This window comes from Curtobacterium sp. SL109 (assembly GCF_026672405.1).
In the GTDB taxonomy this organism is placed as follows: domain Bacteria; phylum Actinomycetota; class Actinomycetes; order Actinomycetales; family Microbacteriaceae; genus Curtobacterium.
Window position 1 is genome coordinate 1,296,470 of the sequence record NZ_JAPPRB010000002.1, and the last position, 25,699, is coordinate 1,322,168.

The following is a 25,699-nucleotide window of genomic DNA, read 5'->3' on the forward strand; positions in this document are numbered from 1 at the left end:
CGTTGATCCGCATCGAAGCGACTCAGGAGGCCGCGATGGAACACGTCACACAGACCGGACCTGCTCGGTCCGGACCCGTCACCCGGACCCGTCAGCACGGAGCACCCCGATGACGCCCCGGCTGGTCGGCGCCGCGGTGGTCGTCGCCGCAGCCGGCGCCGTGGTGCTCGCCCGACGTCGCCGACCACGATCCGCGCCGGGGACGGGAGCGGCCTCCGCTCCGCGGTCGGGATGGCTCGCCGTCACCGTCGCCCGCGACGCCGACGACGTCCTGCCGGCGGGACGGACGCCGGGGCCGCTCGCGCGGTTCGGTGACGCCGTCGAACTGGAGGCCCGGATCGCGCCCGGCGACAAGGGCACCGAGCTGCGCGCCCGCTTCCGGCAGGGTACCTCCCGAGCAGCAGCGGGCGACCGCGACCGCGGACGGCTCCGCGCGGCGTTGCGGGAAGCCAAGCAACTGATCGAGGTCGGCGAGGTGCTCCGGGTCGACCCGGTGCCCCACGGCCTCCGAGCGGCCACGCCGACCGGAGCACTCGTGGAACTGGCGACGGCGCGGAGCAACGAGGAGGGGACACTGTGAAGGCACTGTGTTGGACCGGGGTCAACGAGACCTCGGTGGAGACGGTCGAGGACCCGGCGATCCTCAACGACCACGACGTCATCCTGCGGGTGCGGCTCAGCACCACCTGTGGCTCGGACCTGCACCTGCTCGGCGGGTACATCCCGACGATGCGTGCCGGGGACGTCCTCGGCCACGAGTTCATGGGCGAGGTCGTCGAGGTCGGGTCCGCGGTCCGCAAGCACCGGGTGGGGGACCGGGTCGTGGTCTGCTCGTTCATCGCCTGCGGACAGTGCTGGTACTGCACGCACGGGCTGTTCTCGCTCTGTGACAACGGCAACCCGAACCCGGGGCTGACCGAGACGATGTGGGGCTCGCCGATCGGTGGCTGCTTCGCCTACAGCCACGCGCTCGGCGGGTTCGCGGGCAGTCACGCCGAGTACGTCCGAGTGCCGTACGCCGACCAGGGGGCATTCCCGGTGCCCGACGGGGTGTCGGACGTCGCGGCGCTGTTCGCGTCGGACGCGGCGCCGACCGGGTGGACCGGGGCGGACCTCGCGGGCATCCAACCCGGTGACACCGTCGCGGTGTGGGGTGCCGGTGGTGTCGGCCAGATGGCGGCGCGGGCGGCCATGCTGCTCGGGGCCGAGCAGGTCGTCGTCATCGACCGACTGCCCGAACGCCTCCGGCAGGTCCGGGAGCACATCGGCGCCGAGACCCTCGACTACAGCAGCGAGAGCGTGCTGGCGGAGCTCAAGGAGCGCACCGGAGGCCGCGGTCCCGACGTCTGCATCGAGGCAGTGGGGATGGAGGCCCACGGGACGGGGCCGCAGTACCTGTACGACCAGGTCAAGCAGCAACTACGGCTGCAGACGGACCGGCCGACGGCGCTGCGCGAGGCGATCTACGCCTGCCGCAAGGGCGGCAGCCTGTTCTCGCTCGGGGTGTTCGGCGGGTTCGTCGACAAGTTCCCCTTCGGCGCGGTGATGAACAAGGGCCTGACGGTCCGTGGTGCTCAGCAGCACGGACACCGCTACATCCCGATGATCCTCGACCGGATCGCCGCCGGGGAGATCAGCACCGAGCACCTCGCAACCCACGTCATGCCGCTCGAGGAGGGCCCTCGTGGGTACGAGATGTTCAAGCAGAAGGAGGACGGGTGCGTCCGCGCCGTCTTCCGGCCCGGTTCCTGATGGCGGAGGACGCCGACCGGCAGCACTCGCACCATCACGCACGAACAGCACGAAAGGCACGGTCATGAGAGCAGTTGTGTACGACGGCCCGCGCAGGGTCAGTGTCAAGGACGTCCCCGACGCCCGCATCGAGCGTCCGACCGACGCTCTGGTCAGGATCACGACCACCAACATCTGCGGTTCCGACCTCCACATGTACGAGGGACGGACCGACTTCGAGACCGGACGGTGGTTCGGCCACGAGAACCTCGGGCAGGTGATCGAGGTGGGCGACGCCGTGGACGAGGTGCAGGTCGGAGACTGGGTCGTCCTGCCGTTCAACGTCGCCTGCGGGCACTGCAAGAACTGCGAGCGGGGCTTCACCAACTACTGCCTCACCGCACAGCCAGAACGGGCGATGGCCGGCGCTGCGTACGGGTTCGCCGACATGGGGCCCTGGGCCGGTGGACAGGCGGAGCTGCTCCGTGTGCCGTGGGCGGACTTCAACTGCCTGCGTCTCGGTGAGGACGCGCAGGAGAAGCAGACCGACTACGTGATGCTGGCGGACATCTTCCCCACCGGCTACCACGCGACTGAACTCGCGCGCGTGCAGCCGGGCGACCAGACGGTCATCTACGGCGCCGGACCGGTGGGGTGCATGGCCGCGTACTCCGCGGTCCTCAAGGGAGCGAGCAAGGTCATGGTCGTCGACCGACAGCCCGACCGGCTGCAGAAGGTCGAGGAGATCGGAGCCATCCCGATCGACGACTCAGCGGTCGATCCCGTCGAGGCGGTGAACGAACTGACGATGGGGCTCGGAGCAGACAACGGGTGCGAGTGCGTCGGCTACCAGGCGCACGATCCTGACGGAGAGGAGCGCCCGAACTCGACCCTGAACCAACTGGTGCGCTCGGTGCGCTTCACCGGCACGATCGGTGTCGTCGGCGTGTACGTCCCGCAGGACCCCGGGGGTCCTGACGCCCTGGCCCAGCGCGGTGCCGTCGCGTTCGACTTCGGTGAGTTCTGGTTCCGCGGGCAGTCGATGGGGACAGGGCAGTGCCCGGTCAAGCGGTACAACCGGGCACTCCGCGACCTCATCGCGAGTGGACGGGCGACGCCGTCGTGGATCGTCAGCCACGAGCTCCCGCTCGACCAGGCGCCGGAGGCGTACGCGCACTTCGACGCCCGCGACCACGGTTGGACGAAGGTCGTCCTGCACCCGGAGACCGCTCCGGTGCCGACGTCAGCGTGACCGACCGACGCGGCACGCGTGATGAACGACCGGATACTGTCGCCGGGCCGCGCCTCGGCCTACGTCGCGATCGGCGTCGTCGGCGGCGTCGCCTGCATGTTCCTCGGGGCGCCCTCCCTCGGCCCGCTCGCGGCGTGGTGCACGGCTGGGGTCATCGCGCTGACACAGGTGTGGCGCCGGTGCTGGCGGCAGGACCCGGACGGCACGGAGCGTCTGGCGCAGGAGGAGTCCGACTCGCGGCTCACGGACAACGCCATCATCGTGGCGTGCCTCGCGAGCCTCGCCGCGGTGGTCCTCGCCCTGGGGGAGGCGAGCCACGCCCGTGACCCTGCCTCGGTCGCGGCGGTGGTCCTGGGCGTCCTCGGGGTGATGGTCGCCTGGGCGCTGGTGAACACCGTGTACGCGCTGAAGTACGCCCGGATGTTCTTCCTCGACCACCGCGGTGGTGGGTTCGACGTCAAGCAGGACGCACGCCCGACCTACAGCGACTTCGCCTACTTCGCCTTCACGATCGGCATGTCGTACGCGGCTCCCGAGGTCGAACCGGACGACAGCGCGACCCGGCGGAAGGCCCTGCCGCACGCGCTCCTGTCGTACTTCTTCGGGACGGTCCTGATCGCGGTCGCCATCAACCTGGTGACGAACCTCGGTCAGAGCTGAGGTCGAGGCCGCCCATTCCCGCGACAGGTCGTTCCGCGCGTGGTCAGTCGATCGTTCTGGCCCGGCACGCGCGATCCCGCTTCCCATCGCACGCGTCATGGGTCAGATCGCGGGCGGAACGAGTCCCCGTTCGGCGGGGTGACGGATCCGGTCCAGGGAACCCGGGCTGAGACGGCCGGATCCGTCGTCGCTCCGGAGCAGATCCGTCATCTGGCCCCGAGCCGCAGCGACGACAACGACGACGAGGCCGCCCGGCTGGGTACGGCGACCGTCGTGCTCCGTGGCGGGCGCGTCGTCGAGCAGACGGCCGGGTCCGTGATCCCCACGGAGCAGGTCCTCAGGGCTCGAGGAGCATGCGTCGGGCCAGCCGGGCGAGTTCGCGTGTCGCCGGCGAGAGCGGGACGCCCTGGCGTCGGACGAGGGCGATCGTGTCGTGGAGCGGCTCGGCGAAGCGGACGGTGTGCACTCCAGCCGGGAACGTCGGGGCGGCGGCCACGGCACCGGACACGATCGTGTCGCCGGCACCGCGCGCCACCAGGTCGAGTGCGGAGTCGATGTGCTCGACCTCGATCCGTGCGTGCAGGGAGACCCCGGCGAACTGCGCCCGCTCCATGAGCTGCCGACGCGTCGGGTCGCGCCACCCGTAGTGCGCGTCGTACAGGATCAGGTCGGCAGCCGCCAGGTCCTCGATCGTGACGGGTCGCTCCGTGTGGGACGGATCAGCCGAGGCGTAGAGCACGTCGTCGCGGCGGAGCGGGGTCACCTCGAGGCCGTCGGCGTCGATGGGCAGCACGACCAGCCCCGCCTCGAGCTCCCCAGCTGCGACCGCCTCGGCGACCTCGACGGAGTTGAGCCCGATCACGCGGAGCCGGACGTCCGGGTAGCGGGAGTGGAACCGCTCGAGCAGCCGGGACAGGAAGTAGTAGTTGGCGTTCCGGAGCAGCCCGAACGTGGCGACCCCGCCCTGCAGGCTCGTGACGTCCCGGAGCGTGCGGTCCGCACCGTCGGCGGCGTCGACGGCCTGCTGCGCGAACGGCAGCAGTGCCTCGCCTGCGGCGGTGAGCACCAGGCGTCGGCTGCCCCGCGTGAACAGGCGGACGCCGTACGTCTCCTCGAGCCGCTTCACCAACTCGGACACTGAGGGCTGAGCCATCCCGAGCTGCGCTGCCGCGGCGGAGAACGAACCAGCCGCGGTGATCACGAGGAACGCGCGCAGCTGGGTGAGCGTCATAGGGCTACCCTATGGGCTGCCGTGGATGTTTCACCCTTGTCCTTGCCCTCGACGTTCGGCAGGGTCGTCTGCATGAAGCTCAGCCCTCGTTTCGTGGCGGACCACGCCGACCTGTACTCGTTCGTCAAGGCCCCGGGCGTCGACGTGCCGGAAGCCCAGTTGGACCCCGCGGTGGCCGACCGCGTCCGCGGGATGCTCGACGAGATCGAGCGCGACGGGGTCGACGCCGTCCGCCGGTTCGCCCTGCAACTCGACCACGCGGACGTCGTCGAGCTGACCGCTGACGAGCTCGCCGCCACCGGCGACCGCCTCGACCCCGCCCTGCGCGCAGCCATCGAACTCGGCGCCGAGCGCACCCAGCAGTTCGCCCGGCTGCAGCGCGAGCACCTCAGCGACTTCTCCGCCGAGCTCCTGCCCGGCCTGACCGTGGGGCAGCGATACGTCCCGGTCGGCAGCGTCGGCGCGTACCTCCCCGCCGGGCGCTTCCCGTTGACGGCCAGCGCGTTCATGAGCGTCGGCGTGGCGAAGGCCGCCGGGGTCCCCACCGTCATCGCCTGCACGCCGCCCCAGCCGGACGGCGGGGTGAACGCCGCCGTCGCGTACGCGGCCTTCGTCTCCGGTGTCGACCGGCTCTTCGTCGTCGGCGGCGTCCAGGCGCTCGCCGCCATGGCGTTCGGGCTGCTCGGCGAAGCACCCGTCGACATGATCGTCGGAGCGGGGAACGCGTTCGTCGCCGAAGCCAAGCGACAGCTGTTCGGTGCAGTCGCGATCGACCTGCTCGCCGGCCCGTCGGAGGTCGCCGTCATCGCCGACCACACGGCCGACCCCGAGCTCGTCGCGGCCGACCTCCTCGGGCAGGCCGAGCACGGCCCGAACTCGCCGGCAGCCCTGGTGACCACGTCGCGGGCGCTCGGCGAGGCGGTCGTCGCCGAGGTGGAGCGCCAGCTGCCGACGCTCTCCACGAATGCCATCTGCGGTCCGGCCTGGCGGGACCACGGTTCGGTCATCCTGGTCGACGACCGTGAAGCGGCCGCCCTGGTGATGGACGAGCTCGCCCCGGAGCACCTCGAGGTGCAGACCGAGGACGACGCCTGGTACCACGACCGGCTCACGAACTACGGCTCGCTCTTCATCGGCCCGTGGAGCACGGTCGCCTACTCGGACAAGGGCATGGCCGGCACGAACCACACGCTCCCGACCGCAGGTGGCGCCCGGCACAGCGCCGGCCTCTCCGTGTCCCGTTTCCTCAAGCCGCTCACGTTCCAGCAGGTGACCAGGGAGGCCACCCCGGCACTCGCCGACGCCGTCGACGTCATCTCCGCGAGCGAGGGCATGTCCGCCCACCGTGCGACCGCGACGCTGCGCACGGAGCGTCTGCACCGCGCCGACTCCGCGAGCCCAGACCAGCACGAACCCGCGACCCCCGACACGCTCCTCACGACCCGGAAGTGACCATGACCAGTCAACGTGCACGTCGGCGAGGCCTCCTCGCCGCACTCCCAGTCCTCGGCCTCGCGGTCGCCCTCGCCGGCTGCTCCGCGCCCGGCGCAGGCGGCTCGGGCGCGAGTGCCGACCAGCCCGACATCACGAAGAAGGTGACCGCGGCGGCGGTGGCGGACGGCGGTGACACCACCCTGACCATGTGGGCGGACGTCGCCGAGAAGCCCCTCATGCAGAAGCTCGTCCCGGCGTACGAGAAGCAGTACCCGAACGTGGACGTGAAGATCACGTACAAGAGCTTCGACGACCTCATCGCGACGGTCGTGAACGCGGCGAACTCGTCGAACGCCCCCGACGTGTTCCAGGGCAACATCGGCTACGCGGTGGACGGCGCACTCGTGAAGGGCAAGCTCGTCCGTCCCCTCGACGACGTCGCGGAGGTCTACGGCTGGACCACCGGCACCGGCGCGTCCACGCTCGGGCCGGCGAAGTGGAACGCCGCCGGCACCGCCTTCGGGTCCGGCACCCTCTACGGGATGTCCCCGATCAGCGAGGTCCAGGGCATCTACTACAACAAGGAGAAGCTCGACGCGCTCGGGCTCCAGCCGCCGACCTCCATCGACGAACTCGAGACGGACCTGGCGAAGGCCGAGCAGGCCGGAGAACAGCCGATCATGCTCGGCAACTCCGACCAGTACGCGGCGACGCACGTCTTCTCCGACATCGCCGCCACGAAGCAGCAGCCGAAGGACATCGCGACCTGGATCGGTGGCGAGTCCGGTGCGACGTTCGAGACCGACGGCAACGAGGAGGCCGCGCAGACGATGCGCGACTGGGCACAGAAGGGCTACTTCGGCTCGGGCTACGACGGCCTGAGCAACGAGGACGCCATCGCCAGGTTCGCGAAGGGCGACGGCGTCTTCTTCGTCGGCGGCTCGTGGAACGGCGCATCGCTCGACTCCGACGGCTTCGGGCTCGGGTCCCTGACCTCCGGTGGCGTGGGTGCGACCGCATCGCCCTGGCACGTCAGCGCGAAGTCCGAGCACCAGGACGCTGCGATCGCGTTCCTCGCGATGCTGCACACCCCGGAGACCGGACAGTGGATCCTCGACACCGGTCGGCTCCCCGTGGTCACCGACGGTGTCAGTTCGAAGGACCCCCTGCAGGAGCAGACACTCACCGCGCTGAAGGACACCATCGCGGCCGGCACCCAGGTCGGCTACTACGACTGGAGCACGACCGACATGCTCACGAAGATGGGCGGTGCGCTGCAGGAGGTCATGGCCGGCAGGACGACGCCGAGTGCCTTCACCGAGACCGTCCAGGCGACCTGGGCGAAGGCGCACAGCTGAGATGGCGGCCACGCTGATCGAGCAGGACCCCCGTCGGACGGCGCCACGTCGGCGCCGCCCGGCGGCCTCGCGCCCGAGCTGGAGCTCCCTGCTCTACGTCGCACCGGCGCTCGCGTTCTTCGTCGTGTTCGTGGTGGTCCCGATCATCCAGTCGGTCCGCATCTCGTTCTACGACTGGGACGGCATCAGCGTGGCCACCCCGGCTGGCTGGTCGAACTACGCCGCGGTGTTCTCCGACCCGGACCTCCGGCAGGCGCTCGGGCACTCCCTGGTCCTGCTCGTGTTCTACGCCGCGCTGCCGGTCCTCATCGGCCTGCTGCTCGCGGGCCTGATGTCGCGCATCCGGATCCACGGGCTCACCGTCTTCCGCGCCGTGCTGTTCCTGCCGCAGATCCTGTCGAGCGTCGTCGTCGCCGTCGCCTGGCGCGGGATCCTCGCCGATGACGGCCCGCTGAACGACGTGCTCCGAGCGATCGGCCTCGGCGGTCTGGCCCACAGCTGGCTCGGGGACTTCGGGACCGCGCTGCCGTCCATCGGCATCATCGGCACCTGGGTCGAGTACGGCCTGTGCATGGTGCTGTTCCTCGCCGGGATCGCCACCATCGACCGCTCCCTCTACGAGGCGGCGCGGCTCGACGGTGCCGGGGCCTTCCGGGAGTTCACCGCGGTCACACTGCCGGCGCTGCGCCCGCAGATCTCGATCGCGCTCATCCTGACCATCACGTTCGCGCTCCGGAACTTCGACCTGATCTGGAACACCACGCGCGGGGGTCCCGGCACGTCGACGACGGTCCCGAGCGTGTTCGTCTACCAGGACGCGTTCCAGAACCGGGCACTCGGACAGGCGTCGGCGCTCGCCGTCGTCCTGACCGTCCTCATCCTGGTGGTCGTCGGCATCGTGCAGCTCGCGCTCCGGGAACGGCCCGAACGCACACAGCGGAAGGAGCTGTCCTCGTGAAGGTCGCACGCAGCGAGACCACGCTCACCCACGCAGTCCTGGTGGTCGCGGCGCTCATCGCCGCCTTCCCCCTCGCGTCCGTGATCGTGACGTCACTCGGCGGGAACGGTGCCGACGGCACCGGGGTCGGCTTCGGCAACTACGCCGAGGCGTGGACGCAGGGCGGGTTCGCCTCGGCGCTCGTCTCCAGCGCGATCGTGGCGATCACGGTCGTGCTCGTGACCGCGGCGATCGCGTGCCTGGCCGGCTACGCGCTCGCGCACATGCGGGTCCCCGGTGGACGGCTCATCCTGGTGCTCCTCCTCGTGGGCCTCGTCCTGCCGTACGAGGTCACGGTGCTGCCGCTCTACCAGATGCTGGCGGGCTGGGGTCTCGTGGACACCTACGGTGCGCTGATCCTGCCGCAGGTCGGGCTCTCGGTGCCGCTCGGGGTGTTCTGGATGCGGTCGTTCTTCGCGTCCGTGCCCGGCGAGCTCCTCGAAGCCGCGCGCATCGACGGGGCGTCCCGGTTCCGGATCCTCAGCAGCGTGCTGATGCCCGTCGCGATGCCCGCCGTGGCGACCCTGGCGACGATCCTGTTCCTGTTCACCTGGAACGAGTTCCTGCTCGCGCTGGTGCTCGTGCCGCAGAACGAGGCCGTGCAGACCGCTCCGCTGTCCCTGTCGTTCTTCTCGGGGGCGCAGCACGGCGCACAACCCGACGTGACCGCTGCGGCCGCGGTGCTCGTGGCGCTCCCGATCGTGCTCGCGTACGTCCTCCTGCAGCGGCGCTTGATCACGGGTCTGACCGAGGGGGCGGTGAAGTGACCGGCGTCGCGCGGATCCGGTGCGACCAGCTCGCGCCGGTGCTGGGAGACCTCGTCGGCAACAGCGAGCTGGTCGTCACGGCTGTCGAACGGGCGCTCGAGGACGACGTCGACGTGCTCGTCCTGCCGGAGCTCGTCACGAGCGGGTACGTGTTCCGCGGTGCCGCCGAGGCCGCCGCCGTCGCGATCACGGCGGCCGACCCGCTGTTCGACCGCGTGGCCGCGCTGCTCGCCGGCACCGACTCCGTCGTCGTCCTCGGGTTCTGCGAAGCCGAGGACGACGGGACCGGGGCCCTCAGCAACAGCGTGGCCCTCGTCGATGCGTCCGGCGTCCGCGCGGTCTACCGGAAGACCCACCTCTGGGACCGCGAGACGCTCGTGTTCGCCCCCGGCGACGACCTGCCTCCGGTGGTCGAGACCGTCCACGGCCGGATCGGGCTCCTGGTCTGCTACGACATGGAGTTCCCGGAGATGCCGCGAGCCCTGGCGTCGGCCGGCGCCGACCTGATCGCGGTGCCGACGAACTGGCCGGTCGGTGCGCATCCCGAACGGGACCGCGTCGCCGAGGTCATCGCGGCGCAGGCGGCGGCACGGGCGAACGGGGTGTTCATCGCCTGCTGCGACCGCGCCGGCACCGAGCGGGGCCAGGACTGGAACGAAGCCAGTGTCATCGTCGACCAGTTCGGCTGGGTCGCCGCGGAGACCGTCGGGCACGGGGGACCGGAGTCCGTCACTGCCGACGTCTTCCCGGGGCTCGCCCGCGACAAGTCGACGAGCCCGCACAACGACTGGCTCGCGGACCGCCGTCCCGAGCTCTACGCACGAGAGGTCCCCAGGGCATGAGCCACAGCGAGGAACACGACTGGTGGCGCACCGCCGTCATCTACCAGGTCTACCCCCGGTCCTTCGCGGACGCGGACGGTGACGGCACCGGGGACCTCCGGGGGATCACGGGACGACTCGACCACGTGGCCGAACTCGGCGCGGATGCCGTCTGGTTGTCGCCGTTCTACCCGTCCCCGCAGGCCGACGGTGGCTACGACGTCGCCGACTACCGCGCAGTCGACCCGATGTACGGCACGCTCGCCGATGCCGACGCCCTCATCGACCGGGCACACGAGCTGCAGCTCCGCGTGATCGTCGACCTGGTCCCGAACCACTGCTCGGACCGGCACGAGCGCTTCGTCGCGGCACTCGCAGCCGGTCCCGGCAGCCCCGAGCGCGGCATGTTCCACTTCCGGGACGGTCGTGGGGTGGACGGCGAGCTCCCGCCGAACGACTGGACCTCGATGTTCGAGGGACCGGCCTGGACTCGGGTCACGGAGTCCGACGGGACGCCCGGCCAGTGGTACCTCCACCTGTTCGCCCCCGAGCAACCGGACTGGAACTGGGACGACGAGCGCGTGCACGCGGAGTTCGCGACGACGCTGCGGTTCTGGCTCGACCGAGGCGTCGACGGCTTCCGCGTCGACGTCTGCGATGCCATCGTCAAGGCACCGGGGCTGCCGGACTGGCCGCACACGACGCACGGCGTCGTCGAGCCGGTGGACGGCGTGATGCCTCCGATGTGGGACCAGGAGGGCATCCACGACGTCTTCCGGGAGTGGCGGCGGATCCTCGACGAGTACGACGGGCAGCGCATCCTCTGCGCCGAGGCCTGGCTCCCTCCGGAGCGTGCTGCGCGCATCGTCCGGTCCGACGAGATGCACCAGGCGTTCAACTTCGCGTACCTCTCCCTGCCGTGGGACGCGTCCGCGGTGCGCGAGAACGTCGACGTCAGCCTCCGGGCCAACGACGCGGTCGGCGCCCCCACGACCTGGGTGCTGTCGAACCACGACGTGATGCGCCACGCCAGCCGCTACGGGTACGACGGTCCCGTGGAGCTCGAGGCCGGCGTCGGTGCCGACGACCCGCAGCCGGACCGGGCGCTCGGCCTCCGACGCGCACGCGCGGCGACCCTGCTCATGCTCGGCCTGCCGGGCTCCGCCTACCTGTACCAGGGTGAGGAGCTGGGCCTGCCGGAGGCGACGGCGCTGCCCGACGCGGTCCGCCAGGACCCGATCTGGGAGCGGTCCGGGCACCGCGTCCGGGGTCGGGACGGCTGCCGTGTCCCGCTGCCGTGGACCGCGGACGGTCCGTCGTTCGGGTTCTCGTCCTCGGCTGACACCTGGCTCCCGCAGCCGACGGACTTCGGCTCGTACGCCGCCGACCTGCAGCGGGACGACGACGACTCGACGCTCACCATGTACCGCAGGGCGCTCGAGACGCGGTGGTCACTCGGTCTCGGGTCCGGGTCCCTGACGTGGTTGCCCTCCCCGGACGACGTCCTGACGTGGTCCAGCGGTGCGGTCGTCGTCGTCGGCAACTTCGGGACCGACCCTGTACCGCTCCCCGTCGGCGAGGTGCTCGTCGCGTCCGTCCCCGGCGCGGCCGCCGGTGGCGTCCTGGCGGGCGGTTCCGCGGTCTGGCTGCGCGTCCACGACGACGGCTGACGGCCAGGAGGCTCGGCCTCCCTCCGCCACGTCGGCTCGCGTGGGAACACGCAGAGAACGCCGCCCCGGCAGGGGGCGGCGTTCTCGTGTGTGGTGCTGTGCGGGCGACCCCGCGGGGGTGTTACTTGATCTGGGCGGTGATCGTCGCGGTGCCGACGAGGAGGCCTGCCTTGACGGCGTCGGTCTTGAAGGTGCTGTTGAGCAGCTTCGCGGCGTCGGCGGAGACGTGGACGGTGGTGCCGGTCAGGATCGCGTTGTCACCCTCGAGCTGGAGGGCCTTCAGCGACCCACCGTGGAGGGAGAACAGGTACGCGTTCGGGGCGGCGACCTCACCGTTGACGAGGACGTCGCCGTAGAGCTTGGAGGAGCCGGGGTTCACGACGAAGTTCTCCAGCGTGACGGTCGTGTCGCCGGCCTTCAGGGTCAGACCGGAGTCGTCGTGGTTCAGCAGGCCCTGCACGTAGGGGCGGTAGTTGCCGTCCGGGCTCCAGTACGTGACCGACCCGGCGGTGATCGGGAACGACACGGCGCCGTCGGCGAGCTTCGCGGTGCCGGAGACGCCGGGGGTGAGCTTGAGGGAGGTGAGGGCGTCGGTGAAGCCCTTGTCGAGGGCGACGGAGGTGTCGCCGCCGAGGACCTCGGGGACCGACGCGACGGGGGCGGGGATCTTGGAGGAGGACGAGGCGACCGTGTGGATCGTGGGGGTGGCCTGCGCGGCGGAGACGCCGAACCCGGCACCGGTGAGGATGATCGCGCCAGCGGCGGCGAGGGAGACCGTGGTCTTGGTGATCTTGCGCATGGTGTTCGTGTCCTTTGCTGTGTCGCGCTCGGCGCGGCTGCTGTGTGCGCGCCGAACACACCCTGCATGAGGGTGGAGAACCAGCGATGGGCGGCTGGTGAGCGCTCGGGGAGATTCCCGGATACGAGTAGTCTTCCACGGCATCCCGCGATGGGCACGGCCTCCGTCGGCCCCAGTACGGGGCGGCCACGCTCGTGCTTCGGCGTGTAGCGGACCGGGTGGCGTCCGTCTCAGGGCTGCGCGGGCGCGAGGATTGCACACAACGCGCAAGTGCGTGCGCGTTCTGCGCAAACTGCGCAGGAGGGCAGCGGCCGCGACGTCGGTCGTCCCGCGCGCGGACGGTCGTCCCGCGCGTCGGGGGTCGTCCCGCGCTCGGAGGGTCGTTCCGCGCGTGGCGGGTCGTTCGTTCCGACCTGCGGCGCGCGATTGTGCTTCCCATCGCTCGCGTCATGGGTGAGACCGCGCGCTGAACGGGTTCTCGTTCTACGGGATGACGGATCCGGTTCAGGGAACTCGGGCGGAGACGACCGGATCCGTCATCGCTCGGAAGCAGATCGGTCGTCGGCCCCGCGCTGGCTCGCCCAGGCTGAGGTCGGTCGTGGGCGATCGACCGGCGTGTGCTGGTTCGCGAGTCGTGCCGCGCTCGGAAGGTCGTTCCGCGCGTGACGGGTCGTTCGCTCCGACCGTCAACGCGCGATCCCACGTGTCATTGCGGGCGTGATGGGTCGTTCCGCGCGGAGGTGGTGCAACGCAGAGAACGCCGCCCCGGCAGGGGGCGGCGTTCTCGTGTGTGGTGCTGCTGTGCGGGTGGCCCCGCGGGGGTGTTACTTGATCTGGGCGGTGATCGTCGCGGTGCCGACGAGGAGGCCTGCCTTGACGGCGTCGGTCTTGAAGGTGCTGTTGAGCAGCTTCGCGGCGTCGGCGGAGACGTGGACGGTGGTGCCGGTCAGGATCGCGTTGTCACCCTCGAGCTGGAGGGCCTTCAGCGACCCACCGTGGAGGGAGAACAGGTACGCGTTCGGGGCGGCGACCTCACCGTTGACGAGGACGTCGCCGTAGAGCTTGGAGGAGCCGGGGTTCACGACGAAGTTCTCCAGCGTGACGGTCGTGTCGCCGGCCTTCAGGGTCAGACCGGAGTCGTCGTGGTTCAGCAGGCCCTGCACGTAGGGGCGGTAGTTGCCGTCCGGGCTCCAGTACGTGACCGACCCGGCGGTGATCGGGAACGACACGGCGCCGTCGGCGAGCTTCGCGGTGCCGGAGACGCCGGGGGTGAGCTTGAGGGAGGTGAGGGCGTCGGTAAAGCCCTTGTCGAGGGCGACGGAGGTGTCGCCGCCGAGGACCTCGGGGACCGACGCGACGGGGGCGGGGATCTTGGAGGAGGACGAGGCGACCGTGTGGATCGTGGGGGTGGCCTGCGCGGCGGAGACGCCGAACCCGGCACCGGTGAGGATGATCGCGCCAGCGGCGGCGAGGGAGACCGTGGTCTTGGTGATCTTGCGCATGGTGTTCGTGTCCTTTGCTGTGTCGCGCTCGGCGCGGCTGCTGTGTGCGCGCCGAACACACCCTCGATGAGGGTGGAGAACCAGCGATGTCTGGCTGGTGAGCGCCCCGGGTGGTTCCCGGTCGTGACAGTGATTCGGCGCCCTCGGCCAGAGGGTTTGGAACGAGTTTCTCCGCGGGCTCGACGGCGCAGCGCGGGAGGTGTTGCGAGCGTCGCCCCCGGTTCGGGTCGAGGGGCGACGCTCGCGGGCCGGAACTCCGCTAGGGACGAAGAACCACCGGAACAGGGGACCGATGCACGGCGATGTGCGGCGTGACGACCGTACGGTGCAGGCGAGCGTCGAGCGAAGCGAAAGTCCGGCTCGCGCGAACCACCCCCGTCCGCGGGACAGTCATCCTCGGATACCGGACATCCACCGCTGATCGCGCGGTCGACTAGCGCGCCAGGGTGTCCCTCGGGTACTCGCCGAACCGACTGGCGTACATCTGGGAGAACCGACCGAGGTGCATGAAGCCCCAGTGCCGGGCGACGTCGCGCACCATCGAGGTGGTCGGGTCCGTCTGTAGGAGCTCGTCGCGGGCCCGGTCCAGCCGGACGCTCCTGACGTACTCGTTCGGCGTCACGCCGAGCTCGGAGCGGAAGGCCTCCTGCAGGGCGCGCAGGCCGACGTCCACGGCCTCGGCGACCGACGTCGTCGTGATCGGCAGGTGCGCGTGCGCGTGCACGTACTCGACGGCCGCACGGACGTGGGCGGACCGGACCCGCGAGATGCCGGCGTCGGGCAACGGCGACAGCGGGTACATCTCCAGCAGCGCCGCCGACATCAGCCGTGCCATCTCCCGGTGGAGCAAGCCACCCGATCCGGCGTCGCGCAGCGTGTGGGTGACGAGCGCGGCGGAGTTGTGCCAGGCGCGGACCGCCGCGGGGGACGGCTCGGTGTGCAGGTCGAAGCGGAGCCCGTCGCCGACGTCGCTGCCCCGCTCCGAGGCCACCCGTTCCACCAGGGCACGGTCCAGGTGCACGAGGCGTTGGTCGTAGTCGGACAGGTCGAACGAGAACGTGCGCTGCGGGAGCAGCGGCACGGGCCGGCCGGGTGTGAGCTCCAGGGGGCTGCTGCCGGTGTCGAACGTCCCGGTGCCGCTCGTCAGCCACTGCACGACGACGTCGTCGCCGGGCGGGACGTCCCCGGCCAACCGCCCGCTGAGGCGCGACGACCGCATGGTCATCGTGTCGTCGCCCTCGGCCGTGAAGCGGAAGGAGAACGTGTCGTCCAACTCGACCGCGGTGAGGTCGGTACTGCCGTACATCGTGGCGATCGCCGCCGACGCGGCGGCCGGGTCGGTCAGGCTGATCCCGATGTGGACCGGCGTCGGGTCCAGGGACGACATGCCCCCAGCATCCCACGGCGTGGGACCGGTACGGGCTGCGCCGGGCGGAGACCGGACATGTCCCGCTTGCGCGCGTGCTCGGAGCGCTGGCGGGGTCAGGTGTCCGCCTTTCGCGGATGCCTCTGGCCCGGTTCGCTCGGCAGGGTGCGGCACCCCTAGCGTCGACCCTGCCAGGACCGACGCGGTCCTGTCGCACCGAGGACAGGACACGCACATGCTCGATCGTCAGGCTCTCGCCGCCCTCCGCCAGCACCCGACCGAGTGGCGCCGCCGCGGCCTCACGCCGCCGGACGAGCTCGCCGCCATCGTCGCAGCGCGCCTGCACGAGCCGATGACCCAGACGTACGGCAGGGAGCCCGCCTACGCCGACTTCTTCGCCGCCGCGTAGGCCCCGGTCCGGCATGCTGCACCAGCCGCTCATCCTCGACCCACCCGCCCGGAGCACCGAGGAGTGGGCAGTCGTCGTGTCCGCAGACGCGCTCTTCACCGCCGAGGGCATCGCGTTCGTCACCCTCGACCGGATCGCGGCGTCCGCCGGGCTCACGCGCCCGGAGCTCGACAGCGCGTTCGCGTCGAAGGACTCCCTCGTCGTCGCCGCCCTGCAGTACCGGCACCAGGACTGGACGGAAGGCCTCCGGCGCTTCGTCGACGAGTTCGCCGACCCGAGGGACCGGGTGCTCGCCGTCTTCTCCTACCTCGAGACCTGCTTCGCCGACGGCGGCTACCACGGCTGCTCGTTCATCAACAGCTACGGGGAACTCGGCCGGAACGACCCGACCGTCGCCGGCCTGGCCGAGGAACACCTCGCCGAGCTGGAGGGCTTCGTCGCCGGTCTCTGCACGGAGGCGGAGCTCCCGCCGTACCTCGCGGACGCCATGACCCTGCTCATCGAGGGCGCCCAGGTCGAGGCGGCGATCCACGGCACCGTCCAGCCCGCACGCTCCGCCCGGACAGCTGCGGCGATGCTGATGTCCGTCTACGACCTGCCCGACGGAGCCTGAGGGCGCCCGACCGCGACTTCCGGACAAGCCCGGCGGCTCGGTGCAGAGCGGATGTCAGGGTGGTCCGCGGTGCACGATGACTGACGAGACGACCGATCGGATCCGCGTCGACGAACGCGGACACGACCTCACCACCGCACGGGCGACACTGGCCTCGGCGTACGCGGGGGTCGCCTGGTCCGCCGAGGAGACCTCCGCAGCGTTCTCCTACCGCTACGCAGCCGCCGGGGACGCGAGCATGACGCTCCGCGCCGTCCAGTTCGGTGGCCGCCTGACGGGGGAGATGCCGGATGGCGACGACTACGTCGTGCAGTGGATCACCCGCGGCACCGGTGTGCTCGACCTCGGTCGCCGCGAGATCCAGCTCGAACCGGGCGTGCCGCAGATGTGGCCGAACGAGGCCTTCCGGTTCGCCTTCGAGGACTACGACCAGCGCCTGGTCCAGGTGAACCGCCAGCTCGTCACGGACATCGGTGCCGAACGCGGTCTCGACACCTCGGCGTTCCGCTTCGACCACACCGCCGAGCCCGACGCCGCCGCGATGCGCCGCTGGCGACAGACCGTGCACCTGATCTCCGCGACGACGATGGACCGCGCGGCGTCGCCGCTGCTGCAGGTGGAGATGGGGCGGCTGGCCGCGGTGTCGCTGCTCGAGCTGTACCCGCAGCAGCACGTCGCCCTGCCCGAGGGACTCCTGCTGCCGCGGAACGCGCACCTCCGGAGCGTCGTGGAGTACGTCCACGAGAACGCGCACCTGCCGATCTCCACGTCGGACCTCGCGCGCCTGGCCGGCCTCAGCCTGCGGTCGTTGCAGGAGGGGTTCCGCCGGCACCTCGGCACCACGCCGAACAGCTACCTGCGTGGTGTCCGACTCGACCGCATCCGTGCCGAGCTGCTGCACGCCGACCCCGTCCGGACGAACGTTGCACAGGTGGCGCGGCACTGGGGCTTCGCGCACGCCGGACGGTTCTCGGCCGCCTACGCGGAGCGCTTCGGCGAGTACCCGAGCGCCACACTGCGCGGCTGACGATGCGCAACGACGGCTGACGACGGACGCAGCGCGACGACAGTTGACGCGGAGGTCGTTGCGGAACCCCGCACCGTCCGACTCCGGGCATTGTCCACGACAGGCGATCCTGTTTCTCTTCACAGAGAGCGAGCAACACCGCCCGCCCGTAGGAAACGGAACCCCCATGGCTGCAGTCCCCGTCCCGGCCAGCTCGACCTTCGTGTCCCGCCTGCGCGAGGACGTCGTCGGCGGCCTCAGCAGCGTGCTGTTCACGACCGTCCTCGGTGCACCGCTCCTGCCTCGTGCTGCGCGACGAGCCCTGCTCAACGCCGCCGGCGCGCAGGTGGAGTCCGGACCGAACGCGCAGTTCTCCCTGAACGGCAGCGCCAGGAACCTCCGCATCGGTCGCGGCGTCTACTTCAACACCCGCGTCGACATCGAGGCCATCGCGCCGGTGACGATCGGGGACCACACGGCGATCGGCATGCAGGTGCTCATCCTGACGAGCCACCACGCCATCGGCTCGGACGGCAGCTGGAGCCGCACCGCGGAGGGACGTGCGGTGACCATCGGCGAACGGGTGTGGATCGGCGGACGTGCCACGATCCTCCCGGGCTCGCGCATCGACGACGACGTCGTCGTCGCGGCCGGCGCCGTGGTCACCGGCCACCTCGAGTCACACGGCGTCTACGCGGGCGTGCCAGCCAGGCGCATCCGTGAGCTGGCACGGCCGACGGACGCACCGGACCCCGCAGCGGTCACCGACCAGCGCTGAGCGGGCCCGGACCGAGCAGTCCCGGACCCTCTGGCCGGTCCCGCCTCACCACCCGAGCGTGCCCGGCTCGCCCTTGAACGGCCCGACCACGCGCGAGGTGATCCAGCCGCCGTAGAAGTCCCCGGCCTGCGCCTGCACGACCTCGCCGGCGACCTCGCACGAGTCCATCGCGGACGGGTAGATCGCGACGCGGCCCTCGAGCTCGCCGAACCCCGGCTCGGGCGTCGGGTAGTGCCATCCGGCCCGCTCGACGGTCTCGCCACCACCGTGGACGTCGTAGTAGGCGGCGCGGCCCTTGAACTCGCACATGCTCGAGCCGCTCGTCCTGGTCAGCGCACCCGGCGCGAAGTCCGAGGCGGGCAGGTAGTACACGGGCGGGTGGCTGGTCTCCAGCACGCGCACCGCCGCGGTCGTGTCGGCGATCACCGCGCCGCCGAGGCGCACCACGATCCGGTCGGACGTCTGCTCGACCCGCGGCGGGCGCGGGTAGTCCCAGACGGACTCCTGGCCGGGGCCGGGCTGAGTGGGTGCCGGGTGTCCCGGGAAGCGCGGTGTCATGGCTCCGGTCTACCCGCCGAGCCGGTGCGGTGGCCGAGGACGGGCTGGAGGCCCGTGGCGGGCCCGCACCGGGCCTCCCGTCCGCCGTCGGATGGGCACCACCAGGGCCGCTGAGCGCACCGCGTGCGCCGCGGGGCGCCGCGTCAGAACGCCTTGCCGGGATTCAGCGTGCCGGCCGGGTCGAGGGCGTCCTTGACCGACCGGTGCATCGCCAGGACACGCTCGCCGAGTTCCGCGCGGAGGCCGGGGAGCTTCAGCAGCCCGACCCCGTGCTCGCCCGTGACGGTCCCGCCGAGCGCCAGGCAGTCCGCCACGATCGCGTCGAACGCCGTCTTCGCACGGGCCTTCGCGGCGGTGTCGCCCTCGGGCGCGATGATCAGCGGGTGCAGGTTGCCGTCCCCGGCGTGCGCGATGTTGGCGATCGTCACGTCGTTCGCGGCAGCGGTGGCCTGGATGCGGCGGAGCATCTCGGCGACGGCGCTCCGCGGGACGCAGATGTCCTCGGTCAGCACGGGACCCAGTCGCTCCAGCGCCGGGTAGGCGAGTCGGCGGGCCTGGAACAGCCGGTCGATCTCCGTCGGGTCGGTGGCCCGTTCGACGTCCGTGCCACCGGCGGCGGCGAAGACCGCGGCGACCTGGTCGGCGATGGCGTCCCCGGCGGCTCCGCGTTCGTCGACGCGGGCGAGCAGCAGCGTGTCCACGTCCGAGGGCAGCCCGAGGTGCATCCAGTCGTCGACGGCACGCAGACACGTCCGGTCGACGATCTCCAGCGCGGCGGGCACGATCCCCGCACGTGAGACCGCGGCGACGGCGTCACCCGCGGCACTCAGTGAGGGGAAGTACCCGATCACGGCGCGTTCGTCCCGGCCGGCCAGGGGCAGCAGCTTCACGGTCACCGACGTCACGATGCCGAGCGTGCCCTCGGACCCGACCATCAGCCCCGTCAGGTCGTACCCGGCGACGCCCTTCGCGGTGCGCCTGCCGAGGTCGACGACCGACCCGTCCGCCAGCACCACCGTCAGCCCGAGCACGTAGTCCCGGGTGACGCCGTACTTGACGCAGCAGATGCCGCCGGCGTTCGTCGCGACGTTGCCGCCGATCGTCGAGATGGCCGAGCTCGCCGGGTCCGGCGGGTACCACAGGCCGTCCTCGGCCACCCGGGCACGCAGGGCGTCGTTGATGACCCCCGGCTGCACGACGGCGTACCGCTCGTCGACGTCCACCTCGAGCACCGCGTCCATCAGCTCGAGCGACAGCACCACGCAGTGCGCCACCGCGTTCGCACCGCCGGAGAGCCCGGTGCCGGCGCCGCGGGGCACGACCCGCACACCGTTGGCCGCCGCCCAGCGCACCGTCGCGACGACGTCCTCGGTGCTCCGCGCGAGCACGACGACGAGGGGCAGCTCGGACACGGCCCACTCGGCGTCGTCCTGGCGGTACCGCTCGAGCGACGCCGGGTCGCGGAGGACCTGGTCGGACGCGAGCACGGCGTCGAGCGCGGACGTGTCCACGGCGGTGGTGAGGGTCATCGGGTGGTGGTCCTTCCGGGGCGCGGCGGTGCGGTCCGCTCGACGATACGCCCGCCCCGACCGCGTGCACCGGTCTCGCTCACGGCAGGACGGGAGGCTCATGGCGGCGTTGCCACGAGCCTCCCGTCCCCTGCGCTCCGCCCTCGACACCGGTCGAAGTGGTGCGCAGCCTCAGTCGTTCAGGTGCTGCATGGCGTAGTCGGCCTCCGCCGGCAGGAACTTCTCGCCGTAGTCACTCACGAGCTGGTCGCGGATCGCGGCGGGGGACATCGACATGGACTCCTGGTACGACTTCGCCTTCGCGAGTGCGTTGGCGTTCCAGTCGGCTGAGACGGTGTCGATGGCGTACTGCGCGGCTTCGGGGGCGAACTGCTCGCCGTACTCGGAGGTGAGCTGGTCGTAGACGCCGGCCTTGCTCATGTGCATGACGGTCGAGTAGCTCTCGGCCTTCGCCAGTGCCGACAGGTACTCCACCGGGACCGCTGGGGCTTCGGGCGTCTTGGCGGGCTCGGGCGCGGCCGCGGGCGCAGCGGTCTTCGCGGGCTTCTTCGCCTCGCTCGGCTCCGGCGAGACCGGCTCCGACTTCGAGGGCTCCGGTGTGGACGACTGCACGATCGCGGCTGCCGACTTCCCGTCCGACGAGTTCACGGCGGCGCCGATGCCGGCAGCGATCCCGATCGACGACAGGACCGCGATCCCGCCGAGGACGAGTCCCGTGACCGCCATGCCCTTCGACTGACGCTTCCGGAGGGCGAGGACGCCGAGGACGACGGCGACGATGCCCACGAGCGCTCCCAGGACCGGGATGAGTCCCATCAGGAACGCGATGATCCCGACCACGAGTGCAGCGATGGCCATGCCGGCCGCTCGCTGCCCAGGGGCGGAAGGGGGCTGAGGCGGGGCGGTGGCTCCCGCAGGGTGGAAGGCGGCGGTGGGGTCTGATCCGGCATCGGGTGTGCTCATGTGGACATCCTCACAGACGTGAGACTTCTTCCGCTCCGGTCAGCGGAGGTCTGCGGACAACCGCATCACCCCACTTCGAGGCAGTTCGTCGCGATGGCCCGGGACTGCGCTCGCTGGTTGACACGGGACGGCCGGTCAGGACCCCGCGGAGCAGCGAGGTCCATGCGGCGACGTCGTCGCGTCCGAGGCCGCGAGGATCTTCCACGGCGCCTCGCCGTTTGGAGACGGCACCGACCTCGAGGAGGCAGAGGGCCCGCTGTACGATCTGATCGCCTGATCGCCTGATCGCCTGATCGCCTGATCGCCTGATCGCCTGATCGCCTGACGGGTCCACGGGCCTCCCGTCCGTCGTCCGGACCCGTCCGGGGCCCGGTGCGGCTCAGAGGCGCAGGGTGCGGTCCACGATCGCCTGCGCGACGTCGGACAGGCGCTTGCCGGTGGCGACGGCATGGGCGCGGATGATGCCGAAGGCGTCCTCGATGGACACGCTCCTGACGTGGGAGACGACGCCCTTGGCCTGCTCGATGACCTCGCGGGACCCGATGGCGCGCTGCAGCTGGGCCTGCACGACCTCGTGTTCGCGGAGGGTCCGCTCGTGCAGGATGCCGATCGTCGCGACGTCTGCCAGGGCCCGGGCGATCCGCAGGTCGGAGGCGGAGAGGGTGCCGGGTGCGGTGCCGAACAGGTTGAGCGTGCCGATGACCGTGGCGCGGAGGCGCAGCGGCACGGCGTGCGCCGATCGGACGCCGAGCGCCAGTGCCCCGGCGCTGAAGGCCGCCCACGCGGCTGGTGCGTCCGCGATGTCCGGGCACGCGACGGGCTGGCCGGTGGTGAAGGTGGTCATGCAGGGCCCGGCCTCGGCGTCGAGCTGCAGGACCTCGATGAGCCGACTGGTCTCCGACGTCGACGCGATGACCTCGAGTTCGCCCCAGGCGTTCGCGAGCATGATGCCGGCGGCGTCCACGTCGAGCACGTCCGCGCAGGTCTCGACCAGGGTCTGGAGGAGCTCGACGACGTCGTAGGAGTCGACGAGGGTGTCGGCGAGCGTCGCGAACGTGTCGACGATCCGTGCCTCCCGTGGTGCGCCGGTCACCGGACGTCCTCGATCAGACCGCCGTGTCGCTCGAACCGCACGGCGCCGCTGATGATCTCCTCGGCGACCTGGCGCATCGAGGTCTTCCGGGCGAACGCGTGGCCCTGGATCAGCAGCGTGGCGTCGTCGGGGGTGATGTCGAGCTGCGCGAGGACGACACCGGTGGCCTGATGGACGACGCGGCGCGAGAACGGGTTGCGGTCGACGAGGGCGTCCTCGTCCTCGACGGTGTGGACCGCGCGCCGCAGCACCCGGCGGCCCATCGCGGTCGCGAGCGCGGCCGCGATCTCGACCTGCTCGTGCTCGAGGTCGGTCGGCTCGGACGCGTACAGGTCGACGGCGCCGAGCGGGAACGGACCGAAGATGATCGGGAACGCGAACACGGCACGGACGGGCACCTCGAGCGCAGCCTCGTTGAAGGCGGGCCAGTCGCTGTTCGGGTGCTGCACGATGTCGCCCTCGAGGACCGGGTTGCGTCGGCTCAGGGCCGCCCAGCACGGGCCCTCGGTCAGGTCGAGCTGGATCTCGTCGACGCGGAGCGCGGTGTCGTCCGACGCCGAGACGGTCTCGTTCGTCCCGAGCACGCCGAAGGAGGAGACCGACACACTGCCGAGCGGCACCGCCTGTCGGATCGACTCGCCGAGTTCGTCATCCGGGACGTCGAACGAGCGGATGGCGCGGAACGCGCGCTTCACTGCGTCATCCATCGGCGTCCTCCTGATCGGTGTCCGATGGTACCCGCGAGCCGCCTGCGGTCGTCCGGCGTGTCGGCGGTGGTGGCGGCGCGGTCGGACCCCAGGCCGGCAGCTCGACCGGCACGTAGGACCCGTCGGCTTCGGGCAGGCGCAGGAGCGGGTTCACCGAGGTGAGGCGCAGCCCGTCGGTGTCGTGCAGAGCCCGGCGGACGGCGTCGTTGAGGACGAACGCCACCAGGTCCTCGGTCCCGCCGTCGGGCCGGTAGCCCTGCCAGGCGACGATCTCGCGCTCGGCCCGGTGCAGGGCGCTGGCCAGGGTCGCGTCGGGGTCCTGCACGTCGATCTCGACGTCGAGCACCAGTCGGAAGCGGCGCCGCTCGCTGCCGGGGTCGGCCAGCGCCGGGATCCGCGTGCCCGGCTCGTCGTCCGGCTCGAAGTACCGGAGGGCAGCGGACGGGGCGCTACCGAACGCCGCGCGGTAGTCGGCGGCCATGCGCCCGGCGTTGCTGAAGTGCCAGCGCCGGGCCACCTCGGCCACGGTGGGCCGGTCGGCCGGGTCGGCGGACTGCAGGTCGCGCCGGACGCCCTCCAGCCGCAGCGCCCGGAGGTACTGCCCGGGGCTCACGCCGACCTCGCGGTGGAAGGCCTTCTGGAGCCCGCGCGGCGAGATGTTGACGGCGGCGGCGACGTCCGGCACGGCGATGCGTTCCTGCGCGTGGTCGTGGAGCCAGTGCAGCGCGTCGCGGACGGTCCGGGAGAGCCGGGCCGTCGTGCCCGTGGTCTCTCCTGGAGCGACGTCGTCAGGCATGTCGTCAGCGTACGGGGGCCGGGTCGGCCCGTGGTCCAGGCGTCTGGCCGCCGGGACGTCCCGCGGTCACCTTGTCCGGATCACGAACCGCGATGCTGACGGTTCCGCGCTTTCTTGTCAACCCCTGTCGGTACGCATACCGGCCAGCCGATACTCGAAGTGTCTCAGCCTGGAGCGGGTGACTCCACTGGGGACCTGGAGCAGACATGACAGGGAACACGGGGGCAGGGGCCCCGACAGGGAACACGGTCACGGGGGACACGGTCACCTGGCGCCACCGGGTGCACGCGGACCGGATCAGAGCGCTCGTGCAGACCGACCCGCTGGACGTCCGCGTGCAGCCGGTCGACGCCACGTGCTGGCGGGTGGTCGACGGCGCCGCAGGACAGGACGACCCGGCGATGCTGCTGGGCTTCGTCGAGCACCGTGACGGCGGGTACCAGTGCACGCTGATGGCGACGCTCGACGAGCACCGGTCCGTCGGGTCGCTCGAGGCGGCGCACGCGTACTTCGAGCACGCGTGCGGCGAGCAGCGCACGGAGCCGTCGTGCTGACCGCGACCGCCACGACGGCGTCGACCACGACCGCGACAGCGTCGACCGGGACCGTGTCGAACGACACGACCGCGCCGGCGGAGTCCCTCCGGTCCGAGCTGCCACAGCTCGGGCAGCGCCTGGACGCCAGACGGCTGTCGGACCACGCTGGCACCGACCGCCGTGACGCGGTCCGCCTGCTCGAGGACGTGTACGGCGCCGAGGACGTCGTCTTCGGCCGTGGCGAACCGTTCCGCTGGCGACTCCGGACCCTCCGCGACCTCAACGTCGAACTCGTCAACTCCGCCGTGACCACCGACCGCCGCGGTGACCTCGACGGCAGTGGATGGCTGACCCTCGAGTGGACCGCATGCGGTGGCGTCGGCATCGACACCGGCGCCGACCGCGTCGTCACGGAACCCGGCATCCCCGTCGTGTTCCCCGTCGACCGGCCGTACTCGGTCGTCGTCCCGGCGGGCGTGCACCACCTGGTGCGCATCGACCTCGGGTTCATGGAGACCGTCGGGGCAGTCCTGAACGGCGGCACCAGGAGCGGCACGGCGACCTTCCGGATGCAGCCGTCGCCCGAGGCGCTGCCCGGGCTCCGCGCCGCCCTCGGAGCGGTCGCCACGGCGGCCTTCGGTGACGTCGACCCGCACCAGGCGCGGTTGTCCCTGCAGGTCCAGCTCGCCGAGTGGGTCGTCCGCGCGTACGGCGGTCGCTCGGACCGGCGGGAGCTCGGCGCCGGACGGACCACCGTCGAGCTCGCGCAGGCGTACCTGGCGGAGCACTGCGGCGACCAGGTCACGCTCGCGGACATGTGCCGCGCGACCGGGGTCAGCGCCAGGACGCTGCAGAGCGCGTTCCTGCGCTACACGGACAGCACGCCGATGACGTACCTGCAGCACATGCGCCTGGACCGCGTCCGGATCGCACTGCAGCTCGCCGACCCGGGGTCCGTCACGGTCGCGACCGTCGCCCGCGAGTGGGGCTTCCGGCACATGGGACGCTTCGCCGGCACGTACCTGCAGCGGTTCGGGGAGTACCCGGGGGAGACGCTGCGGGGGCTGCCGACCCGTCGTCTGCGGAGCCGCGCCGTGCCCAGAACGGCGTGACGGTTCGGCAG

Annotated in this window: 26 protein-coding genes; 16 read left to right on the forward strand and 10 right to left on the reverse strand. The window is 71.4% G+C overall.

The window, feature by feature from the left end; translation table 11 throughout:
- Positions 1-109: 109 nt before the first annotated feature.
- The 4 genes from OVA28_RS07720 (at position 110) to OVA28_RS07735 (ending at position 3,643) form a co-directional block, all read left to right on the forward strand.
- Positions 110-580 carry a hypothetical protein gene (locus OVA28_RS07720; RefSeq protein ID WP_268096479.1) on the forward strand — a complete coding sequence of 157 codons (471 nt, stop codon included), beginning with the start codon at positions 110-112 and terminating at the stop codon, positions 578-580.
- Positions 577-1,752 (forward strand): zinc-dependent alcohol dehydrogenase, encoded by a 1,176-nt coding sequence (locus OVA28_RS07725; RefSeq protein WP_194661322.1) that lies wholly within the window; start codon positions 577-579, stop codon positions 1,750-1,752. The genes OVA28_RS07720 and OVA28_RS07725 overlap by 4 nt, the downstream gene beginning before the upstream one ends.
- Positions 1,753-1,816: 64 nt before the next feature.
- Positions 1,817-2,983 (forward strand): glutathione-independent formaldehyde dehydrogenase, encoded by a 1,167-nt coding sequence (locus OVA28_RS07730; protein ID WP_194661321.1) that lies wholly within the window; start codon positions 1,817-1,819, stop codon positions 2,981-2,983.
- A gap of 21 nt (positions 2,984-3,004) precedes the next feature.
- Positions 3,005-3,643 carry a DUF1345 domain-containing protein gene (locus OVA28_RS07735; RefSeq protein WP_268096480.1) on the forward strand — a complete coding sequence of 213 codons (639 nt, stop codon included), beginning with the start codon at positions 3,005-3,007 and terminating at the stop codon, positions 3,641-3,643.
- 337 nt (positions 3,644-3,980) lie between these two features.
- Here the strand turns inward: OVA28_RS07735 and OVA28_RS07740 are convergent, their stop codons facing one another.
- Positions 3,981-4,874, reverse strand: coding sequence for a LysR family transcriptional regulator (locus OVA28_RS07740; protein WP_194661319.1), 894 nt, complete (start codon positions 4,872-4,874; stop codon positions 3,981-3,983).
- A 72-nt stretch (positions 4,875-4,946) separates the two neighbouring features.
- On the opposite strand from OVA28_RS07740, the gene hisD reads away from it, so the two are divergent.
- From hisD to OVA28_RS07770, 6 genes are read left to right on the forward strand one after another with little or no spacing between them, the layout of a single operon-like run.
- The gene (gene hisD / locus OVA28_RS07745; protein ID WP_268096481.1) at positions 4,947-6,326 is read left to right on the forward strand and encodes a histidinol dehydrogenase; all 1,380 of its coding nucleotides are present in this window, start codon (positions 4,947-4,949) and stop codon (positions 6,324-6,326) included.
- A 2-nt stretch (positions 6,327-6,328) separates the two neighbouring features.
- The gene (locus OVA28_RS07750; protein WP_268096482.1) at positions 6,329-7,666 is read left to right on the forward strand and encodes an ABC transporter substrate-binding protein; all 1,338 of its coding nucleotides are present in this window, start codon (positions 6,329-6,331) and stop codon (positions 7,664-7,666) included.
- Between the two features lies 1 nt (position 7,667).
- Complete coding sequence (locus OVA28_RS07755) at positions 7,668-8,624, forward strand: carbohydrate ABC transporter permease (RefSeq protein WP_071272511.1); 957 nt, start codon at positions 7,668-7,670, stop codon at positions 8,622-8,624.
- Complete coding sequence (locus OVA28_RS07760) at positions 8,621-9,430, forward strand: carbohydrate ABC transporter permease (protein WP_268096483.1); 810 nt, start codon at positions 8,621-8,623, stop codon at positions 9,428-9,430. The genes OVA28_RS07755 and OVA28_RS07760 overlap by 4 nt, the downstream gene beginning before the upstream one ends.
- Positions 9,427-10,272, forward strand: coding sequence for a nitrilase-related carbon-nitrogen hydrolase (locus OVA28_RS07765; RefSeq protein ID WP_268096484.1), 846 nt, complete (start codon positions 9,427-9,429; stop codon positions 10,270-10,272). The genes OVA28_RS07760 and OVA28_RS07765 overlap by 4 nt, the downstream gene beginning before the upstream one ends.
- Complete coding sequence (locus tag OVA28_RS07770; RefSeq protein ID WP_268096486.1) at positions 10,269-11,921, forward strand: glycoside hydrolase family 13 protein; 1,653 nt, start codon at positions 10,269-10,271, stop codon at positions 11,919-11,921. The genes OVA28_RS07765 and OVA28_RS07770 overlap by 4 nt, the downstream gene beginning before the upstream one ends.
- A gap of 121 nt (positions 11,922-12,042) precedes the next feature.
- Here OVA28_RS07770 and OVA28_RS07775 read toward each other — a convergent pair whose 3' ends face one another.
- From OVA28_RS07775 to OVA28_RS07785, 3 genes are all read right to left on the reverse strand, one after another.
- Positions 12,043-12,720 (reverse strand): hypothetical protein, encoded by a 678-nt coding sequence (locus tag OVA28_RS07775; RefSeq protein WP_194661312.1) that lies wholly within the window; start codon positions 12,718-12,720, stop codon positions 12,043-12,045.
- An 824-nt stretch (positions 12,721-13,544) separates the two neighbouring features.
- Positions 13,545-14,222: a hypothetical protein gene (locus OVA28_RS07780; protein ID WP_194661312.1), complete on the reverse strand. Its 678-nt coding sequence runs from the start codon at positions 14,220-14,222 to the stop codon at positions 13,545-13,547.
- A 433-nt stretch (positions 14,223-14,655) separates the two neighbouring features.
- Entirely contained in the window at positions 14,656-15,609 is a 954-nt protein-coding gene (locus OVA28_RS07785; RefSeq protein WP_268096487.1) for a helix-turn-helix transcriptional regulator, read from the reverse strand.
- Between the two features lie 214 nt (positions 15,610-15,823).
- Here OVA28_RS07785 and OVA28_RS07790 point away from each other — a divergent pair, with 214 nt between their 5' ends.
- The 4 genes from OVA28_RS07790 (at position 15,824) to OVA28_RS07805 (ending at position 18,394) form a co-directional block, all read left to right on the forward strand.
- On the forward strand, positions 15,824-15,997 hold the full coding sequence (locus OVA28_RS07790; RefSeq protein WP_194661310.1) for a hypothetical protein: 174 nt from the start codon (positions 15,824-15,826) through the stop codon (positions 15,995-15,997).
- Between the two features lie 13 nt (positions 15,998-16,010).
- The gene (locus OVA28_RS07795; RefSeq protein WP_268096488.1) at positions 16,011-16,610 is read left to right on the forward strand and encodes a TetR/AcrR family transcriptional regulator; all 600 of its coding nucleotides are present in this window, start codon (positions 16,011-16,013) and stop codon (positions 16,608-16,610) included.
- A 76-nt stretch (positions 16,611-16,686) separates the two neighbouring features.
- Complete coding sequence (locus OVA28_RS07800) at positions 16,687-17,637, forward strand: helix-turn-helix transcriptional regulator (RefSeq protein ID WP_268096489.1); 951 nt, start codon at positions 16,687-16,689, stop codon at positions 17,635-17,637.
- Between the two features lie 166 nt (positions 17,638-17,803).
- Complete coding sequence (locus OVA28_RS07805; RefSeq protein ID WP_194661307.1) at positions 17,804-18,394, forward strand: acyltransferase; 591 nt, start codon at positions 17,804-17,806, stop codon at positions 18,392-18,394.
- A gap of 45 nt (positions 18,395-18,439) precedes the next feature.
- Here OVA28_RS07805 and OVA28_RS07810 read toward each other — a convergent pair whose 3' ends face one another.
- The 6 genes from OVA28_RS07810 to OVA28_RS07835 form a co-directional block, all read right to left on the reverse strand.
- Positions 18,440-18,952, reverse strand: a complete 513-nt coding sequence (locus OVA28_RS07810; protein WP_268096490.1) for a DUF427 domain-containing protein — start codon at positions 18,950-18,952, stop codon at positions 18,440-18,442.
- A 143-nt stretch (positions 18,953-19,095) separates the two neighbouring features.
- The gene (locus OVA28_RS07815; protein ID WP_268096491.1) at positions 19,096-20,481 is read right to left on the reverse strand and encodes an FAD-binding oxidoreductase; all 1,386 of its coding nucleotides are present in this window, start codon (positions 20,479-20,481) and stop codon (positions 19,096-19,098) included.
- Between the two features lie 171 nt (positions 20,482-20,652).
- Positions 20,653-21,339: an Ltp family lipoprotein gene (locus tag OVA28_RS07820; RefSeq protein ID WP_268096492.1), complete on the reverse strand. Its 687-nt coding sequence runs from the start codon at positions 21,337-21,339 to the stop codon at positions 20,653-20,655.
- A gap of 484 nt (positions 21,340-21,823) precedes the next feature.
- Positions 21,824-22,537 carry a GAF and ANTAR domain-containing protein gene (locus OVA28_RS07825; RefSeq protein ID WP_268096493.1) on the reverse strand — a complete coding sequence of 238 codons (714 nt, stop codon included), beginning with the start codon at positions 22,535-22,537 and terminating at the stop codon, positions 21,824-21,826.
- Positions 22,534-23,244, reverse strand: coding sequence for a GAF and ANTAR domain-containing protein (locus OVA28_RS07830; RefSeq protein ID WP_268096495.1), 711 nt, complete (start codon positions 23,242-23,244; stop codon positions 22,534-22,536). Before OVA28_RS07830 ends, OVA28_RS07825 begins: the two co-directional genes overlap by 4 nt.
- Positions 23,237-24,040: a helix-turn-helix transcriptional regulator gene (locus OVA28_RS07835; RefSeq protein WP_268096496.1), complete on the reverse strand. Its 804-nt coding sequence runs from the start codon at positions 24,038-24,040 to the stop codon at positions 23,237-23,239. The genes OVA28_RS07830 and OVA28_RS07835 overlap by 8 nt, the downstream gene beginning before the upstream one ends.
- Positions 24,041-24,246: 206 nt before the next feature.
- Between OVA28_RS07835 and OVA28_RS07840 the strand changes: the two genes are divergently transcribed.
- Together OVA28_RS07840 and OVA28_RS07845 are read left to right on the forward strand one after the other, a co-directional pair.
- Positions 24,247-24,594: a hypothetical protein gene (locus OVA28_RS07840; protein WP_194661301.1), complete on the forward strand. Its 348-nt coding sequence runs from the start codon at positions 24,247-24,249 to the stop codon at positions 24,592-24,594.
- The gene (locus OVA28_RS07845) at positions 24,588-25,688 is read left to right on the forward strand and encodes a helix-turn-helix domain-containing protein (RefSeq protein WP_268096497.1); all 1,101 of its coding nucleotides are present in this window, start codon (positions 24,588-24,590) and stop codon (positions 25,686-25,688) included. Before OVA28_RS07840 ends, OVA28_RS07845 begins: the two co-directional genes overlap by 7 nt.
- The last annotated feature ends 11 nt before the right edge of the window (positions 25,689-25,699 follow it).

Coding starts and splice junctions, on each gene's coding strand:
- OVA28_RS07720 (WP_268096479.1), top strand. CDS start 110: ATGACGCCCCGGCTGGTCGGCGCCGCGGTGGTCGTCGCCGCAGCCGGC.
- OVA28_RS07730 (WP_194661321.1), top strand. CDS start 1,817: ATGAGAGCAGTTGTGTACGACGGCCCGCGCAGGGTCAGTGTCAAGGAC.
- OVA28_RS07735 (WP_268096480.1), top strand. CDS start 3,005: ATGAACGACCGGATACTGTCGCCGGGCCGCGCCTCGGCCTACGTCGCG.
- OVA28_RS07740 (WP_194661319.1), bottom strand. CDS start 4,874: ATGACGCTCACCCAGCTGCGCGCGTTCCTCGTGATCACCGCGGCTGGT.
- hisD (WP_268096481.1), top strand. CDS start 4,947: ATGAAGCTCAGCCCTCGTTTCGTGGCGGACCACGCCGACCTGTACTCG.
- OVA28_RS07750 (WP_268096482.1), top strand. CDS start 6,329: ATGACCAGTCAACGTGCACGTCGGCGAGGCCTCCTCGCCGCACTCCCA.
- OVA28_RS07755 (WP_071272511.1), top strand. CDS start 7,668: ATGGCGGCCACGCTGATCGAGCAGGACCCCCGTCGGACGGCGCCACGT.
- OVA28_RS07770 (WP_268096486.1), top strand. CDS start 10,269: ATGAGCCACAGCGAGGAACACGACTGGTGGCGCACCGCCGTCATCTAC.
- OVA28_RS07775 (WP_194661312.1), bottom strand. CDS start 12,720: ATGCGCAAGATCACCAAGACCACGGTCTCCCTCGCCGCCGCTGGCGCG.
- OVA28_RS07780 (WP_194661312.1), bottom strand. CDS start 14,222: ATGCGCAAGATCACCAAGACCACGGTCTCCCTCGCCGCCGCTGGCGCG.
- OVA28_RS07785 (WP_268096487.1), bottom strand. CDS start 15,609: ATGTCGTCCCTGGACCCGACGCCGGTCCACATCGGGATCAGCCTGACC.
- OVA28_RS07790 (WP_194661310.1), top strand. CDS start 15,824: ATGCTCGATCGTCAGGCTCTCGCCGCCCTCCGCCAGCACCCGACCGAG.
- OVA28_RS07795 (WP_268096488.1), top strand. CDS start 16,011: ATGCTGCACCAGCCGCTCATCCTCGACCCACCCGCCCGGAGCACCGAG.
- OVA28_RS07800 (WP_268096489.1), top strand. CDS start 16,687: ATGACTGACGAGACGACCGATCGGATCCGCGTCGACGAACGCGGACAC.
- OVA28_RS07805 (WP_194661307.1), top strand. CDS start 17,804: ATGGCTGCAGTCCCCGTCCCGGCCAGCTCGACCTTCGTGTCCCGCCTG.
- OVA28_RS07810 (WP_268096490.1), bottom strand. CDS start 18,952: ATGACACCGCGCTTCCCGGGACACCCGGCACCCACTCAGCCCGGCCCC.
- OVA28_RS07815 (WP_268096491.1), bottom strand. CDS start 20,481: ATGACCCTCACCACCGCCGTGGACACGTCCGCGCTCGACGCCGTGCTC.
- OVA28_RS07820 (WP_268096492.1), bottom strand. CDS start 21,339: ATGGCCATCGCTGCACTCGTGGTCGGGATCATCGCGTTCCTGATGGGA.
- OVA28_RS07830 (WP_268096495.1), bottom strand. CDS start 23,244: ATGGATGACGCAGTGAAGCGCGCGTTCCGCGCCATCCGCTCGTTCGAC.
- OVA28_RS07835 (WP_268096496.1), bottom strand. CDS start 24,040: ATGCCTGACGACGTCGCTCCAGGAGAGACCACGGGCACGACGGCCCGG.
- OVA28_RS07840 (WP_194661301.1), top strand. CDS start 24,247: ATGACAGGGAACACGGGGGCAGGGGCCCCGACAGGGAACACGGTCACG.